Consider the following 15,831-nt stretch of genomic DNA (forward strand, 5'->3'; position numbering starts at 1 on the left):
TTTTAAACGATGAGTAAAGTTACGAAAATTCAAGAAAAATTATACCATAAATCCTATTAAGAAATGAAAAAGTGACTCAGTTTAGTTAAAACGCATGTTAAAAAAATTTAGAGTGAAAATTGACCAAAAATAGCTCATCCGTTGATCGGGTGATTGCGGTATAAAGCCATCGGATATATTCTTTATTCAACATTTCATCTGTTAAATAGCCTTGATCAACAAATACAGATTTCCATTGACCTCCTTGCGACTTATGACAAGTCAATGCATAAGCAAACTTTATTTGTAGCGCATTTAGGTACGGATCCTTTTTTATTGCTGCTTTTCGTTCTGCTTTGGTTTCCAAATCCATGTAATCCTCTGCAACGTGATTATATAGCGCTCTGTACTCATCATTATTCAAAGATGGACCAGTTGAATGTAGCGTATCCAAAATCACTTTTACTTGCAGATTCGGATGGTCTTCATAATCTGTCAATCTGATTTCCAGATCTGCAAACCGCAGTCCATACATTTCTTCAAAATTGATGACTTTAACCACCTCCATAAAATCACCATTAGCTAAAAATCCTCCTGGAGTATCTTCAGTTTGATAGACATAATTATTTTTAACAATCATCAAAAAATCCCCAGCTTCCAATTCCCCTTCCATAAAATGAATCTGTCTTCTTATATATTCATTGTATTGGACAGCCATTTTATTTGATCTGCAAATGATTACCGTATTTTCAATACCATATTTGTCATAAGCATAACGCAAACCATCTTCCAACCTCTCCCCTGTCATTCTGAAAATATCCTTATAGGAATTGGTTGTAAAGTGAATATTAAATTCTTTTTTAGAAAGCTCCCCTCTTAGTACGGTAGCATTGTAAAGTATTCCTGAGTTTTGTGCCTGACGCATAACCTCCGTCAAAACAGTCTCAATAACTTCAGAACGATAATTACTTTTTAGAAAATTAGCATCCAGACCTGCACTAGTCAATTTTCCAACAGGTGGCAGCTGGGCATCATCTCCAATAAATAAAATTCTATTACCCTTGTTCTGGAATACGTAATTGATTATATCATCAAGTAAACTGCTATTACCAAACCCCTTTTCATCAGAAAGCATACTGGCTTCATCAACAATAAAAAGTGTTTTTTCATGATAATTTTTTTGCAAGGAAAAATTAGGCTCTCCGCTGCCGACCTCAGAAGTTTGACGATAGATTTTCTTATGGATTGTCAGCGCTAATCTTTTTGAGTAATTGCTCATCACTTTGGCAGCCCTTCCAGTTGGAGCCATCAAAACATATTTATAATTAAATAATGGCAAGAATTTCACTAAAGCACTCACAATAGTGGTTTTTCCAGTACCTGCATACCCCTTTAAAAGTAAAATAGGTCTATCTGTATCATCTAGTTCAAAAAAGGGATCTAATGCCTTGAAGAACTGTGACTGTCCAGGCGTAGGCTCAAAAGGGAATTTTGACCTTATAATATTAGAAGCACTAGGCATTCATTTTATGATTGATGTCTTCTGGGGTAATAACCGCCATAGTTGTGGTTGCCTTTGCAATCAAATTACGTTTTTCACCTTCAACCGACCAAATCTCGGATTCACAAAAGTTCAATTTTCTTCCTCTTTTGATCACATAACCAATCGCATGCAATTTTTCACCCATACCAGCCTTAAAATAAGAAACCTTGATTTCGGCAGTGACTACATGACAATCCATCGGAACCGTTGTGTAAGCGGCAAAACCTGCCACAATATCAGCTATAGTAGCTGTAACTCCACCGTGTACTAGTCCCTTTTGTTGTTTATGTATTTTTTGTATGTCAAGCCATCCTTCAGTTTTACCTTCTTCTATAACCGACAAATCGAAGCCAATATGCTTCATAAACTCCTGACGTTCTAAAAATTTCTCTACCCTTAACTTAAAGTCGTTTGTTGCTGTTTTTTCCTGCATTTTGTGTAATTTCAAATAATTCACAAATATAAGCATATTGATGGCGGCAAATGCAAGGGAAAGTGTCAATCAAAAATTTGGAGGGAAAGTAAGAGTCAGAGTTGGAGGAATCTTAATAGAGGACAACAAAATTTTACTTTTAAAGCATGAGGGTGTTGGAAAGATGGAGTATTTATGGTCACCTCCTGGTGGCGGAATGGAATTTGGCGAAAATGCAGAAGAAAATTTAAAAAGAGAATTTCTTGAGGAAACAGGCTTGAATATAAGAGTAGATGAGATGTTATTTATGAATGAATTCATAAATTATAAGATTCACGCCATAGAATTATTTTTTAAGGTAAAAAAAACCGGAGGAATTCTTAAATTGGGCAATGATCCTGAAATGGGAAATCAACAAATTTTAAGTGATTTAGCATTTTTCGATGAAAAAAAATTAAAAAACACAGAAAACGACTACTTGCACAATATGTTTATTGGAATAAATAAACCCCAAGAAGTTTTAAATCTTAAAGGATATTTTAAATTTGTGAATAATTCCATAAAATAGCGTTTTAAAATAATTTCTAAATAGAGAAAAAAATAAAAAGATGAGTAAAACAAAGATTTTATCAATAGTTTTCTTCGTAATAGCAATCGTAATTGGGTACTTTTTTGTAGACAGCATTGCCTATGATATTCAACAAGAAAAAAAGATTAAGCGAGAAGAAGCTCGAGTAATTAATAAATTAAAGCAAATTCGTTCGGGTATGATTGCTTACCAAAGAGTAAATGGTCAATACACAAGTGATTGGGACAAATTGATTAATTTTATTGATACAGGTGAATTTTATTTAACTGAAAGATCAGAGACGATTATTCCAAGAGAATACGGTGGTGATAGTGTTGTAATAAATATCGACACTTTAGGAACTATTCCTGTATATGATTCCTTATATGCTGATATACCGGATTTCAACCTGAGTAATTTACCATACAAACCAGGTACAAAAACGAAATTTGAAATTTTTGCAGACAAGATTATTAAAGGTTCTGTAAGAGTAGATGTTTTTGAAGTTAAAGATCCGGATCCTATCAACCCTAAGAGACGAGAGGATGATAACGAAAAAGCACTTAGAGTAGGTTCTAGATCAGAAGTTACAACATCAGGAAACTGGGAATAATATTTTGGATATAACAAAAGAGAAAGTATACAAACCTATCAGGAAGGTTAAGGATGACAAATTCTCTATTGACAAAATTGAGCAATATTGCTTAATTTTAGAGATAGGAGACCGTGACCTTCAAGTATCTATTATTGATATTAAATCAAATAGGGTTTTAATCCTTGAAGATTATAGTTTGAATAAAACTGCAGATGAGCATCAGAAAGTGCAAGTACTTAAGGCACTTTTTGATTCTCATCATTTATTGATGGTAGGATTTTGGAAAGAGGTAATATTGTGTTTTAAAACACCAAAGTATTGCTTAGCACCACTTTCCTATTTTTCGAAAGATAACGCCAGGGCAATACTTAAAATGAACTGCGAAGTTCACAAGGATGAATCGGTAGGATACTATAAAGTAAACAGCAACAACTCCGTTAATATTTTCACTTATCAAAAGGAGGTCTTAAAATTCGTCCGATCCATTTATGTGAACAGCAAAATAAAAGTGACGCACCAAAGTGGTATGTTGGTAAATGCTGTTTTGTATAATCCTCCCTTTGCTAACGAAAACGAGTTGTCATTGTACATTGACAGATTCTATCTTCATGCCGCAGTCACCAACAATGGTAAATTGCTCTATTTTAATTCCTTCAAAATTCAAAAATTCGAAGAATATACACGTTACATTAATTTAATTTGTAACGAGTTTAAAATTCTCAAGAAAGAAGGTGTAATAAATCTTTGGGGCTACATTAAAAAAGACTCTTCCCATTTTAATGCATTGAAAAAAGACTTTCCTGCATTGACGATGGGTAGCAGGACTAAAAAACTAAACTTTGGCTTTAAATTTGATGAAATTGCTGAACATCAATATTTTGATGTCTTTGGAAATTACTTCAATCTCTGAATTATGCCTAAAAGAATAGCTATCTTCCCTGGATCCTTTGACCCATTTACAAAAGGACATCACGACATTGTACAGAGAGGGCTTAAGATTTTTGACGAAATAGTTATTGCAATTGGCTATAATTCAAAAAAACAAAACAGATATTTCGATATTGATTTAATGGTCAATAAGCTTGAAGAAACGTTCCAAAATGAGTCCAAAGTCTCCATTATAGTTTACAATAAACTAACTTCAAACTTGGCAAAAGACCTCGGTGCAGGATTCTTGCTAAGGGGTTTGAGAAACACTACAGATTTTGAGTACGAAAATAGTATTGCTCAAGTAAACAAATACTTAAATGAAGGCTTAGAATCTGTCTTTCTAATTACTGCGCCAGAATATGCCGCTATTAGTTCTACTATCATACGCGAGGTGCATAAATTTCGTGGTAATGTAGATGAATTTCTCCCCTATACAATTGAATAGTAAATCTACTGTTCAATTACAAACTTCTTAATTATTGCTTATAAGAATTTCATCAACAGAAATGAAGACATCAATAAATTAAGGAAAAAATATTTCAAAATAATTTCACATTAAGGTCATACAACTTATTTAAAAATACGTTAGATTTCGTCATATAAAAATTATTAAAAAATGGCACTTAATGAACCATCGGATTTCGCACAGTTTGACGAATACGATGACAAGGATTACGATGAGCTCGAAGATGATTTTTTTGATGACGATACAGACGACATCAAATTAAGTGATGACGAGGATGAAGGCACTTGGCGATTTAAAATCGATGACAATTTGGAAGATGAGGATGATGGAGATGGTGATTTCGATTTTGATGATGACGATCTTAGAAAAGATTTAGGCGATTACTAATAAAAATGGGTGTGTAAAATTAATTACCACCCATTTTTTATTAAGCTATTTATAATTGCTTTTCTCCTCGCTTTGGTGTTTTCAACACAGCTTTCATTTCATAAAGATCACATCGCTTTTAGGTGAAAACAAACACCTAAAAATGGGGCGAGTCGAAAATTCAGCTTACCTAGCAGGAAAAACCTCCAAAGCCATTTTTTGAGCTTCAATAAACGCTTCCTGATTAATCCCCAATTCAATATTTTCTTTATTAAAATAAGCCACCATATCTTCTGTCACCATATTTCCAACCAAATCATCTTCCGCCATTGGACATCCGCCAAATCCTTTAATAGCCCCATCAAATCTTCTACAGCCAGCCGAATAAGCTGCTTCTACTTTTTCCAATATTGTAGCGGGATTACTGTGTAAATGCGCACCAAACTCAATATCTGGATATTGAGAAATCAGCTGATTAAAAATCCATGAAATATTTTGAGCATTGGAAACACCTATCGTATCAGAAAGTGAAATAATCTTTACCCCCATTTTTTCAAGCTTTTCTACGAATTCTTGGACAAACCCTGCATCATAAGGATCACCGTAAGGATTTCCAAAACCCATGGAAAGATACACGACCAAAGTTTTATCTTTAGCAATTGTCAACTCTTGTATTTCCTTTAAATCTTCCATTGCAGTAGTAATGGAGCGCTTCGTATTACGCTGTTGAAAGGTTTCAGACAAAGAAAGAGGATATCCTAAATAAGCAATCTGTTCAAACTTTACTGCGTCTGAGGCTCCTCTTTGATTAGCAATAATTGCCAAAAGTTTAGAAGTAGAATTCTGCCAATCTATCTTATCAAAAACTTCGGCACTATCCTTCATCTGCGGAATGGCCTTAGGCGAAACAAAACTTCCAGCATCAATAGTATCAAAACCTACTTTTAACAACTGATTCAAGTATTTGATTTTATCCTGTGTTGGTATAAAGTCATGCAAGCCTTGCATGGCATCTCTAGGACATTCTATGAGTTTAATATTTTGATTTTTTGTTTCCATAAGCCAAAGCTAATCAATAGGAATTTTAGCTAAAAGAAATATTTATTCGGAATGAATTTCTATTAAAGAGAAATCATAAGTATTATAGCAGTTTATTAACATCATCTTACTAAATTTCAGTTTAGTCATAAAAAATAACAGTGGGAGTTATCATCAAACAAAGTGCTTATGCCTCAATTATCAACTACATTGGAGTTGCAGTAGGTGCTGTCAATATGATATTTCTCTTTCCAGAGTTTTTAGGGCAGGAAGGTTTGGGTTTGTATAAAGCCGTAATCTCAATGGCTATTGTTTTATCACCTTTTGCACAGGTAGGCCTTGCAAGAAGCACACTGAGATATTTTCCTCGATTCAATAAAGGTCCAAACTCATCAGGACGATTTTTTACTTTCGTTTTGATTCTGGCATTTTTTACAATTTCTTTATTCATTGGGCTGTTCCAATTAGTTGATCAGTGGGTATTTGGATTCTTTGAAAAGAATGCTGCTGAATTAATTGATCAATATTGGCTAATCATCATTTTAGCAGCCGTAATGGTATATATTTCCATATTTGAAGCCTATTTCAAAGCACAACTCAATGTAGTGATCCCTACCTTTATGAGAGAGTTTTTTCTCAGAATTCTAAGTAGTTTACTTGCATTCATATATTTCTTGGATATCATCTCCTTTGAATGGTTTTTAAGGCTTTCAATTGCAACTTATGCATTAAGCCTGGTACTACTTATCGTAATTTTACTGTTCAAAGGTCAACTACATTTTAATTTCTCAATTTTCCATCTCAAAACACCTTTCATTAAGGAAATGATGAAATATGCGGTTTTTATTATGGCTGGAGCTATTGGAGCAGTAATTGTTTTGCAAATTGATCAGCTAATGGTAACAGGTTTTTTAGGCTTGAAAGAAAATGCTATTTACGTAATTGCCTTTTTTATGGGGACTGTAATAGAAATCCCCAAAAGAAGTATTTCTCAAATGTCAGATGCCATAATTGCGAATGCCTTTGAAAATGAAAGGCTAGATGAAGTCAAGAAAATATATAAACAGAGCAGTATCAATCAATTGATCCTGGGAAGCTTTGTCTTTATTTTAGTAGTAATCAATCTGGATAATATTTATGCCATTATGCCAAAAGGGGATGTATATTCGAGTGGAAAATGGATAGTAGTTTTGGTCGGATTGAGTAAATTAATTGATATGGGGTTTGGGGTTAATTCTGAAATTATTATCTCTTCCAAACACTACAAAAGCAATATCTATTTTGTCTTGATTTTAGCGGCATTGACAATTGGACTGAATGTGCTGCTGATTCCTAAATATGGCTTGACCGGGGCTGCCCTGGCGACTTTTACTTCAGTGTTTTTGTTCAACCTCATTAAAATGATTTACATCTATTACATTTTACAATTTCAGCCATTTTCAATTCATACTTTAACAACCATTGTATTGTCTGGTTTATGCTTTTATATCATGAGTATATTACCTCAATTATCTAATCCAATACTAAATGGAGCTTATTTAACTATTCTAACATTTGTGATTTTCGGTATATTGATGTTGGTTTTCAAACCTTCAAAAGAAATTACTAAAATCATTCAGCCAATTAGAGATAAGCTTAAGCTCTAAAAAAACTTTTAATCTTTTCTGCTACAAACGATATTTCCAGTTCAGTATGATTGGGGTGAATTGGTAGAGATAAAACAGTTCTGGAAGCTAAACTAGCCTGATCGAATTTTTCCAATGAATAAAAAACTTCCATATCTGAAAGAGCGGTTGGATAATGAATATCAGTTTCAATATTATTCTCTAATAAAAACTTTTGAAGTTCATCCCTCCTATCAGTTCTTATTACAAACTGATGATAAACATGACCATTTGCTCTATGGGGTAAAGCACAATTGGTATCAGCCAAAATATCATAATAAATACCCGCCAGCTTTTGTCTTTTCTCATTATCAGAATGAAGAAAGGTAAGATTAGTGCATAAAACAGCAGCTTGAATTTCATCCATCCTACTATTTCTTCCTAATTGGAGGTGCTCATTTCTGATTTCTTGACCGTGATTCGCCCAGCGACTACAATTTTCAGCTAAAGTTCCATTGTTTGTGGCTATGGCTCCAGCATCGCCCAAAGCTGCTAAATTCTTGGTAGGATAAAAGCTAAAAACTGCAACATCACCAAATGTACCAGCCAATTTACCATTTAAAGAGGCTCCATGGGCTTGAGCACAATCTTCAATTAAAACAATATTATTTTGTTTACAAATAGAGCTGATCTTGTCAATTTCGGGATGAAGCAATCCGAATAAATGAGGCAAGATAAGTGCTTTGGTTTTAACAGTAATCCTGCGCTCTAAATCAGATAGATTTATTTCAAAATGACTTATATCTATATCACAAAACACCACTTTTGCACCTATTAACTTAATGACTGAGGCATCTGAGAACCAACTAAAAGCCGAAGTGATTACCTCATCACCCTCCTGAATATCCAGACTTCTTAAAATTATTTCTAATGCGTCCGTGCAGTTTGCAGTAGGTATTATAGCATTAAGATCAAGAAAATTTGAAAATCCATATTTAAAAGCTTCAATATTTTCCCCATTCATAAAAACACCATTCTCTAAAACATCTTCTAAAGCAGTTTTTACCTCAGCTCGAAGTGGAGACAATCTTAAAAATGGAACCGAATCAAATTGCATATCGTAAATTAAAATTATGAGTTATGGACAAATATATAATGATTTTTATTTGCATTAACAGCAACGCTTTTCCAACTTTAAATTTGCTTTTGAAGTGCTAGAGCAATAAAAATTGTTAAATTGAATTAATATCATTAATACTTCAAAGATTGAAATTTTTACCTGAAAATAAGTCATAAATGAAGAAAGTAGCAATAATGACCTCTGGTGGAGATGCTCCTGGCATGAATGCATGCCTTAGAGCTGCTGTTAGAGGGGCAGTATACCATGGAGTGGAAATATACGGAATATATAGAGGTTATGATGGGATGATTGAAGGGGATATTGTAAAAATGGATTCACATTCGGTGAGTAATATTATTCAAAAAGGTGGTACTATTCTAAAATCTGCCAGAAGTGAAGAATTTAAAACCAAAGAAGGTCGAAAAAAGGCCTATAATGAACTTCAGAAATTAGGAATAGAAGGTTTGATCACAATTGGTGGGGATGGTACTTTTACTGGTGCAAAAATTTTCTACGATGAATATGGAATTCCAACAGTTGGTGCTCCGGGAACCATAGATAATGACCTATTTGGAACCGACTATACCATAGGATTTGATACTGCAGTAAATACAGCTTTAGGTGCGATAGATAAAATACGTGATACAGCTGATTCTCATAACCGTCTTTTCTTTATTGAAGTAATGGGTAGAGATTCTGGTTATATTGCCATTCGTTCGGGCATTGGTGGGGGAGCTGAATTAGTGATGGTTCCTGAAACCTCTACCAGCATTAAGGAAGTGATCAGTACTTTGCAGGAAGGTTGGGCTCGTCACAAGACATCATCGATTGTAGTGGTTGCTGAGGGTGATGAAGAAGGGAACGCAATGGAGATTGCAGAGAAGGTAAAAAAACAAATTAGTCAGAAAGATATTAAAGTATCCATACTAGGTCATATTCAGCGAGGTGGTTCACCTAGTGCACAAGATCGAATATTGGCAAGCAGATTAGGATTAGGAGCCTTAGAGGGCTTAATGAAAGGTGAAAAGAACGTAATGGCTGGTATTATTAATGACAAATTGGTTTATACAAGTTTTGAGGACAGCATCACTAAAAACAAACCTTTAAATCAGGAATTAATTCACATGGTTAAAGTGTTGAGCGTCTAATTATTTTGATCACTGTAAACAAACCTGATCAAATTACTTACTAGTGAACAAGCAATATCCAAATTTGAACACAAAATAGAATCCATCTAATTGGGGGTAAAATGGAATTAAAAACAACTATTGAAATTAAGCCAACTGAAGAGAAAATCCATCCACATGATAGGATCACTTCAATCGGAAGTTGCTTTGCAGATCATATTGGCAGCCGTTTTGAAGAAATGAAAATGGATATCTTAAGTAATCCTTTCGGAATCATTTACAATCCGATTTCTCAAATGCGATTGATTAAAGCTGCTTTAAATGAAGAAGATCTAAATGAGAATCATATCATTGAAAACAGGGATATTTATAATCATTTAGATGCACATTCGATCTTTGGAAAGAAAAACCTGATTGAATTAAAAGAAGGTATTAGAGAAGCTACTTCTAAACTAAAAGATTACCTAGAAAGCTCCAAAGTACTAATTTTAACTTTTGGAACCGCTTGGGTCTATAGATATGAAAAAACCCAACAAATTATTGCGAATTGCCATAAACTTCCATCTCAAAACTTCCAAAAGGAACTGCTGGAATTAGAGGATATCGTGAAAGAAGTAGCGGAAACTTTACAATACCTCAAAGAAAAAAATCCTGCCCTAAGAATAATCTTAACCGTAAGCCCAGTTCGTCATATAAAAGACGGAATTCCTGAGAATATGCTCAGTAAGTCTATCTTACGATTAGCAACAAATAAAATTAAGAAAGCAGTTGAAAAGACCTACTACTTCCCTGCATTTGAATTAATGATGGATGATCTAAGGGATTATAGATTTTATGCTGAAGATATGATCCATCCAAATAATATGGCAAGGAATTTTATCTGGCAGCGATTCAGAGAAACATTTTTCTCAGAACCACTCTTTGCCTATTGCGACAAATGGCAAGCCATTAAAAACGATTTAAACCATAGGGTAATGAACCCAGGCTCTGAAGAACACATCCAGTTTCTGGAAGCCTTGCAGAAAAAGCTTAAACGTTTTTCCGTTATGGGCAATGTTGAAGAAGAAATGAATCACGTTGATAAAGAATTAGAAAATGCCAAAAGTCAATAAACTTATTCACGAAAGCAGTCCCTATTTACTACAACATGCGCACAACCCCGTAAATTGGCAAGCTTGGGGTGAAGAGGCTTTAAATCAAGCACAAAAGGAAGATAAGCCCATTATACTGAGCATTGGCTATGCAGCTTGCCATTGGTGTCATGTGATGGAACATGAAAGCTTCGAAGATGAAGAAGTCGCAAAGGTGATGAATGAAAACTATATTTGCATCAAATTAGATCGTGAAGAAAGACCGGACATCGATCAAATCTATATGGATGCAATTCAAACTATGGGCTTACATGGTGGATGGCCTTTGAACGTATTTTTGATACCAAACCAAAAACCGTTTTATGGTGGCACTTATTTCCCTAAAAACAAATGGCTAGAAATTTTAGATAAAGTAGCCATAGCATTCCAAAGCAGTAGAAATCAATTAGAAGAATCAGCTAATAAATTTGCTCAAGCACTAAATGCAGCTGATGGGGAAAAATTAAGCTTAGGAGCGCTGAATGCTGAAAATTTTAACTCCAAAATATTATCTGAAGCTTATCAGAAACTGGGGTCTTTCTTAGATTGGGACAATGGTGGCACATTGGGTGCACCTAAATTCCCTATGCCTGTGATTTGGCAGTTCTTAATGAAATATGCCTTCCATAGCCAAAACCCTGAAGCTAAAAAAGCATTGGAATTCACTTTAACCTCTTTGGCTGATGGTGGAATTTACGACCAGATCGGTGGTGGATTTGCCCGTTACTCGGTAGATGCCGAATGGTTTGCCCCTCATTTTGAAAAAATGCTTTATGACAATGGGCAATTGATCAGTCTATATGCCGATGCTTTTAGATTCACTAAAAATCCTTACTTCAAGGAAATATTTGAAGACAGCATTAGGTTTAGTGCTAGGGAAATCATGGATCCTTATTGTAGGTTCTATTCTGCCTTGGATGCTGATTCAGAAGGTGAAGAAGGGAAATTTTACACTTGGACTTATACAGAGTTAGAGCAAATTCTAGGAGATAAAGCTGAACCCATTCTAAAATTTTATAATGCAACTGAAAAAGGAAACTGGGAAAATGGAAGAAATATTCTATTTCGCCATAGTTCAATTGAGGATTTCTGTAAAGCTGAAAAAATAGATCAAGAAAAATTTAAAGCGCAACTTATAGAAGCAAAAGATTCACTTCTAGACGCCAGAGAAGATCGAGTGAGACCAGCCATGGATGATAAAATCCTTACTGGCTGGAATGCTTTGCAAATGAAAGGAATATGCGATGCTTACAAAGCTTATCAAGATAAAAAGTACAAAGCCATAGCACAAGATAATTTTGTCTTCTTGAGCGAGTTTGTTTGGGATGGAAACCAGTTATTTCGAAGTTTTAAAAATGAACAACCCAAAATTAAGGCGTATTTGGAAGACTATGCTTTAGCAATTCAAGCATCAATATCATTATTTGAGATTTCGTCCGATTCTAAAGCACTAGATTTTGCTGAAAAGTTGACCAACTATGCTATCCAGAATTTCTATGATGAAAAAGAAAAGCTTTTTTTCTATACCGATAAATCAAGCGAGAAATTAATAGCAAGAAAGAAAGAAATATTCGATAATGTAATCCCAGCTTCCAATTCAGTGATGATTGAAAATCTTCATTGGTTAGGTATCTTAAAAGGGAATTCCAGTTTTACTGAAATATCAGAGCAGATGTTGAAACAAATTCAGCACCTACTGCCGAGAGAACCCAAGTTTTTAGCTAACTATGCTTCAGCTTATGCTCTTAAAGCTTTTCGCAGCTACGATATTGTGATAGTTGGCACTAAAGCGACTGAATTGCAAAAGGAATTATGGAGCCATTATTTGCCCAACACTTTCATTATGGCTATTCCTGAAGAGAGTAAGGATCAATTAGTATGGAAAGGAAAAGAAATTATCAATACTAAAACAACTATATACGTATGCGAAAATAATGCTTGCCAGCAACCCGTTTATTCTGTGGACGATGCCCTAGATCAAATCAGAAAATGAGCCAACTCAGCTTGAATACTTTTGAGGAAGATAGTTTAAGGAAAACCTATTTTGTGCAGGTTTTACTGCCTGTCCCCATCCCTAAAACTTTCACCTATAGAGTTCCTCAAAAGTATGAGGAACACATTCAGGTTGGGATTCGAGCTATTGTTCCTTTTGGTAAAAAGAAAATCATTACTGGAATTATTAGTGCAATTCATCAAGAGGCTCCAAATGATTATGAAGCTAAATATTTATTGGAAATACTGGACGAGTTCCCAGTAGTCAGTAGACAGCAATTCAAGCTATTTGAATGGATGGCACAATATTATATGGCTACTGAAGGTGAAGTTCTTAATGTGGGCTTACCTTCAGGTCTAAAATTAAGTAGCGAATCGAAAATTCAATTAAATCCGGAATTTCAATTAGAGCAATCACCCTATATTTTTAGCCAAATAGAAGAAGTTGTTATAAATCTTCTTAAAAAAGAAGGGCTTCTCTCCTATCAGCAATTTGCAGAAATTACAAATACCAAACAGACTAGCGTTTTAATAAAAGATTTACTCAAAAAGCAGGTTATTATGCTTATTGAGCAAGTTCAGGAGCGCTACAAACCCAAAACAGAGAAAAGATTAAGGCTACAAAAAGATTGGCTAGATAAAGCACAGCTAAATGAGCTGATGCAGCAGCTGGACAAAAAACCAAAGCAGTTGGATGTACTTCTAAAATATTTACAGGAAGTCCCAGTATTTAATGATAGAAGCTCAAATTACACTGGAGTTGCCAAAAGCATTTTTAAGGAAGAGCAATTTTCCATTTCTTCTATCAGCACCTTAATTAAAAATAAGATTTTTGAGGAATATGAAGTCATTACGTCTCGATTAGATTACCTCAACAGACAAGAAAATCTTGATCATGAGATTACACTAAGTCCGGCTCAAGAAGCTTGTAGAGATGAGCTCAATACAATTTTCACTGAAAAAGATGTAGCTCTTTTGCATGGAGTTACAGGAAGCGGTAAAACAGAAATTTATCTCTCCCTCATTCGGGAAGTGATTGATAGTGGTTCACAAGCATTATTTCTTCTTCCTGAAATTGCCATTACCACCCAGATGATTCAGCGTGTTCGCAAAATATTTGGTGATCAAGTAGGCATTTACCATTCCAAATTTTCAGATGCAGAAAGAGTAGAAGTTTGGCAAGGCGTGGCTGAAGGTACCATCAATTTTGTAATAGGGGTTCGCTCATCCATTCTTCTGCCTTTTAATAATCTTTCGCTTATTGTAGTTGATGAAGAACATGAAAGCAGTTATAAACAATACGATCCAGCTCCACGCTACAATGCAAGAGATACAGCTGTGGTTTTGGCTAATATCCATCAAGCTAAATTGATCTTGGGCTCAGCCACTCCTTCCTATGAGAGCTTTTATAATGCCAAAACTGGTAAATATGGTCTTTCAATTCTAACGGAAAGGTATGGCGAAGGCAGCATGCCCGAAATTGAAGTAATTGATATGCGCAGGCAAAAAGCCAAGAAGCTGGTCAAAGATGATTTTAGTCACAGTTTGCTAGCAGCGCTTGAATCGGAAATGAATAAAGGGAACCAAGCCATTATATTCCAGAATCGGAGAGGCTATGCTCCTTACCTTCAATGTGAAACTTGTGGCTGGATATCAGAGTGTGAGAACTGCTCTGTGAGCTTGACCTACCACATGCATCAGCATGAGCTGAAATGTCATTATTGTGGCTACAGACAAAAAAGCCCTAGTGCGTGCTTGAGTTGTGAATCTACTGCCTTGGTAATGAAAGGCTTTGGTACAGAGAAAATAGAGGATGATTTAAAGCTGCATTTTCCGGATGTAAAAATCCAAAGGATGGACAGAGATACCACCCGAAAGAAATATTCATATCAGCAAATAATTGAATCTTTTGAAAGTGGTGAAACACAAATCCTGATTGGAACTCAGATGGTTACCAAAGGCTTGGATTTTGAAAATGTAAGCCTAGTGGGCATAGTAGATGCCGATAGAATGATGTACTATCCTGATTTCAGAGCGCATGAACGTGCATTTCAGATGATGCTTCAGGTGAGTGGAAGAGCTGGCAGAAGCCATAAAAAAGGTAAAGTATGGATTCAGAGCTTTCAGGAGAACCATCCGCTCTTTAGTTTTCTCTTGAAATACGATTATGAAGGATTTTATGAACTACAGCTAAAAGAAAGACATTCGTTTTTTTATCCTCCATTTTGTCGCTTAATCAAAATCGTTTTAAAAGGCTCACAAGCAGATGCAGTGAGAAATGGAGCCAGATTATTGCATGAATCTTTAGTGTCTAAAATGGGAAATCAAAGAGTGCTAGCACCGCACGAACCTATGATTGCCAAAATCCGCAATATCTATCATATGGAAATCTGGATAAAAATGGAAAAAGGGTATCCATTGGAAAGCACTAAAAATCAAATAAAATCTACTGTTACTAAATTACAAGAAAACAGTCAATTTAGAAAGTTAAGAATTGTGTTTGATGTGGATCCGCAATAGGAAGCTTAAGGAAGGTTTAGAATCTATGTGTGAGACGGTTCTAACCGTCAGACACTGGGCTAACGGTCTGCAATTTCAATCATCTGGCACTAGGTCGAATATGAATAAGAAAAACCATAAACCTTTGTCATACTATTGCAAATAAAAAGACCTTCCTCAAAGCACTTAACTTTGAAAAAGGTCTTTCAAAAAATTCTCGAATGGCAAAAAATTAAAATTTTACATCAATTTTTCACTTCTTCTTTTTATCATAAATCTTTTTGGCTCCAAAAGCAGCACCTGCCGCAATCAAATATTCAATTCCTGTGATAGGAACTGGGTTATCTGGATCGGTTCCACCTCCTGGGTCTCCAGGCTGGGCATTCAAAGTAGATGCCCCGATAAATAATAAACTAAATATTAAAGCTGACTTTATGATTTTTTTCATTTTTTAATCCCTAT

15 protein-coding genes are annotated in these 15,831 nt (G+C 35.0%); 10 read left to right on the forward strand and 5 right to left on the reverse strand.

The genetic code is table 11. The features are described 5' to 3' along the window. Positions 1 to 97: 97 nt before the first annotated feature. Together FTRAC_RS04480 and FTRAC_RS04485 are read right to left on the reverse strand one after the other, a co-directional pair. Positions 98 to 1,501 carry an ATP-dependent DNA helicase gene (locus FTRAC_RS04480; protein WP_013453042.1) on the reverse strand — a complete coding sequence of 468 codons (1,404 nt, stop codon included), beginning with the start codon at positions 1,499 to 1,501 and terminating at the stop codon, positions 98 to 100. Next, positions 1,494 to 1,955, reverse strand: coding sequence for a PaaI family thioesterase (locus tag FTRAC_RS04485; protein ID WP_013453043.1), 462 nt, complete (start codon positions 1,953 to 1,955; stop codon positions 1,494 to 1,496). Before FTRAC_RS04485 ends, FTRAC_RS04480 begins: the two co-directional genes overlap by 8 nt. A 40-nt stretch (positions 1,956 to 1,995) precedes the next feature. On the opposite strand from FTRAC_RS04485, the gene FTRAC_RS04490 reads away from it, so the two are divergent. The 5 genes from FTRAC_RS04490 to FTRAC_RS04510 all read left to right on the forward strand — a co-directional run bounded on the left by FTRAC_RS04490 (position 1,996) and on the right by FTRAC_RS04510 (position 4,880). Further along, a complete protein-coding gene (locus FTRAC_RS04490; RefSeq protein ID WP_013453044.1) occupies positions 1,996 to 2,502 on the forward strand; it encodes an NUDIX domain-containing protein in 507 nt (168 codons plus the stop codon). Positions 2,503 to 2,542: 40 nt separating this feature from the next. Then, positions 2,543 to 3,115: a hypothetical protein gene (locus FTRAC_RS04495; RefSeq protein ID WP_013453045.1), complete on the forward strand. Its 573-nt coding sequence runs from the start codon at positions 2,543 to 2,545 to the stop codon at positions 3,113 to 3,115. A gap of 4 nt (positions 3,116 to 3,119) precedes the next feature. Next, positions 3,120 to 4,007: a DUF3822 family protein gene (locus tag FTRAC_RS04500; protein ID WP_013453046.1), complete on the forward strand. Its 888-nt coding sequence runs from the start codon at positions 3,120 to 3,122 to the stop codon at positions 4,005 to 4,007. A gap of 3 nt (positions 4,008 to 4,010) precedes the next feature. Further along, positions 4,011 to 4,472 (forward strand): pantetheine-phosphate adenylyltransferase, encoded by a 462-nt coding sequence (gene coaD, locus FTRAC_RS04505; RefSeq protein ID WP_013453047.1) that lies wholly within the window; start codon positions 4,011 to 4,013, stop codon positions 4,470 to 4,472. Between the two features lie 171 nt (positions 4,473 to 4,643). Next, positions 4,644 to 4,880, forward strand: coding sequence for a hypothetical protein (locus FTRAC_RS04510; protein WP_013453048.1), 237 nt, complete (start codon positions 4,644 to 4,646; stop codon positions 4,878 to 4,880). Between the two features lie 165 nt (positions 4,881 to 5,045). Here FTRAC_RS04510 and FTRAC_RS04515 read toward each other — a convergent pair whose 3' ends face one another. Continuing rightward, positions 5,046 to 5,918 carry a hydroxymethylglutaryl-CoA lyase gene (locus FTRAC_RS04515; protein ID WP_013453049.1) on the reverse strand — a complete coding sequence of 291 codons (873 nt, stop codon included), beginning with the start codon at positions 5,916 to 5,918 and terminating at the stop codon, positions 5,046 to 5,048. A 140-nt stretch (positions 5,919 to 6,058) separates the two neighbouring features. Here FTRAC_RS04515 and FTRAC_RS04520 point away from each other — a divergent pair, with 140 nt between their 5' ends. Then, a complete protein-coding gene (locus FTRAC_RS04520) occupies positions 6,059 to 7,543 on the forward strand; it encodes a lipopolysaccharide biosynthesis protein (RefSeq protein WP_013453050.1) in 1,485 nt (494 codons plus the stop codon). Here the strand turns inward: FTRAC_RS04520 and FTRAC_RS04525 are convergent. Beyond that, positions 7,533 to 8,618: a DegT/DnrJ/EryC1/StrS family aminotransferase gene (locus FTRAC_RS04525; protein WP_013453051.1), complete on the reverse strand. Its 1,086-nt coding sequence runs from the start codon at positions 8,616 to 8,618 to the stop codon at positions 7,533 to 7,535. The two genes, FTRAC_RS04520 and FTRAC_RS04525, sit on opposite strands and share 11 nt — an antisense overlap. Positions 8,619 to 8,797: 179 nt before the next feature. Here FTRAC_RS04525 and pfkA point away from each other — a divergent pair, with 179 nt between their 5' ends. The 4 genes from pfkA (at position 8,798) to priA (ending at position 15,390) form a co-directional block, all read left to right on the forward strand. Beyond that, positions 8,798 to 9,769 (forward strand): 6-phosphofructokinase, encoded by a 972-nt coding sequence (gene pfkA / locus FTRAC_RS04530; RefSeq protein ID WP_013453052.1) that lies wholly within the window; start codon positions 8,798 to 8,800, stop codon positions 9,767 to 9,769. 101 nt (positions 9,770 to 9,870) lie between these two features. Further along, a complete protein-coding gene (locus tag FTRAC_RS04535; protein WP_013453053.1) occupies positions 9,871 to 10,860 on the forward strand; it encodes a GSCFA domain-containing protein in 990 nt (329 codons plus the stop codon). After that, a complete protein-coding gene (locus tag FTRAC_RS04540; protein ID WP_013453054.1) occupies positions 10,844 to 12,871 on the forward strand; it encodes a thioredoxin domain-containing protein in 2,028 nt (675 codons plus the stop codon). Before FTRAC_RS04535 ends, FTRAC_RS04540 begins: the two co-directional genes overlap by 17 nt. Then, positions 12,868 to 15,390, forward strand: a complete 2,523-nt coding sequence (gene priA, locus FTRAC_RS04545; protein ID WP_013453055.1) for a replication restart helicase PriA — start codon at positions 12,868 to 12,870, stop codon at positions 15,388 to 15,390. Before FTRAC_RS04540 ends, priA begins: the two co-directional genes overlap by 4 nt. 232 nt (positions 15,391 to 15,622) lie before the next feature. Here priA and FTRAC_RS04550 read toward each other — a convergent pair whose 3' ends face one another. After that, positions 15,623 to 15,817: a hypothetical protein gene (locus FTRAC_RS04550; protein WP_013453056.1), complete on the reverse strand. Its 195-nt coding sequence runs from the start codon at positions 15,815 to 15,817 to the stop codon at positions 15,623 to 15,625. Positions 15,818 to 15,831: the final 14 nt, after the last annotated feature.

It is taken from the genome of Marivirga tractuosa DSM 4126, from assembly GCF_000183425.1.
Lineage (GTDB): Bacteria > Bacteroidota > Bacteroidia > Cytophagales > Cyclobacteriaceae > Marivirga > Marivirga tractuosa.

What these genes read in the sequence shown, in the direction of transcription:
- FTRAC_RS04485 (WP_013453043.1), bottom strand. Translation starts at nt 1,955, where the DNA reads ATGCAGGAAAAAACAGCAACAAACGACTTTAAGTTAAGGGTAGAGAAA.
- FTRAC_RS04515 (WP_013453049.1), bottom strand. Translation starts at nt 5,918, where the DNA reads ATGGAAACAAAAAATCAAAATATTAAACTCATAGAATGTCCTAGAGAT.
- FTRAC_RS04540 (WP_013453054.1), top strand. Translation starts at nt 10,844, where the DNA reads ATGCCAAAAGTCAATAAACTTATTCACGAAAGCAGTCCCTATTTACTA.
- FTRAC_RS04535 (WP_013453053.1), top strand. Translation starts at nt 9,871, where the DNA reads ATGGAATTAAAAACAACTATTGAAATTAAGCCAACTGAAGAGAAAATC.
- FTRAC_RS04480 (WP_013453042.1), bottom strand. Translation starts at nt 1,501, where the DNA reads ATGCCTAGTGCTTCTAATATTATAAGGTCAAAATTCCCTTTTGAGCCT.
- priA (WP_013453055.1), top strand. Translation starts at nt 12,868, where the DNA reads ATGAGCCAACTCAGCTTGAATACTTTTGAGGAAGATAGTTTAAGGAAA.
- coaD (WP_013453047.1), top strand. Translation starts at nt 4,011, where the DNA reads ATGCCTAAAAGAATAGCTATCTTCCCTGGATCCTTTGACCCATTTACA.
- FTRAC_RS04495 (WP_013453045.1), top strand. Translation starts at nt 2,543, where the DNA reads ATGAGTAAAACAAAGATTTTATCAATAGTTTTCTTCGTAATAGCAATC.
- FTRAC_RS04550 (WP_013453056.1), bottom strand. Translation starts at nt 15,817, where the DNA reads ATGAAAAAAATCATAAAGTCAGCTTTAATATTTAGTTTATTATTTATC.
- pfkA (WP_013453052.1), top strand. Translation starts at nt 8,798, where the DNA reads ATGAAGAAAGTAGCAATAATGACCTCTGGTGGAGATGCTCCTGGCATG.
- FTRAC_RS04510 (WP_013453048.1), top strand. Translation starts at nt 4,644, where the DNA reads ATGGCACTTAATGAACCATCGGATTTCGCACAGTTTGACGAATACGAT.
- FTRAC_RS04525 (WP_013453051.1), bottom strand. Translation starts at nt 8,618, where the DNA reads ATGCAATTTGATTCGGTTCCATTTTTAAGATTGTCTCCACTTCGAGCT.
- FTRAC_RS04490 (WP_013453044.1), top strand. Translation starts at nt 1,996, where the DNA reads ATGGCGGCAAATGCAAGGGAAAGTGTCAATCAAAAATTTGGAGGGAAA.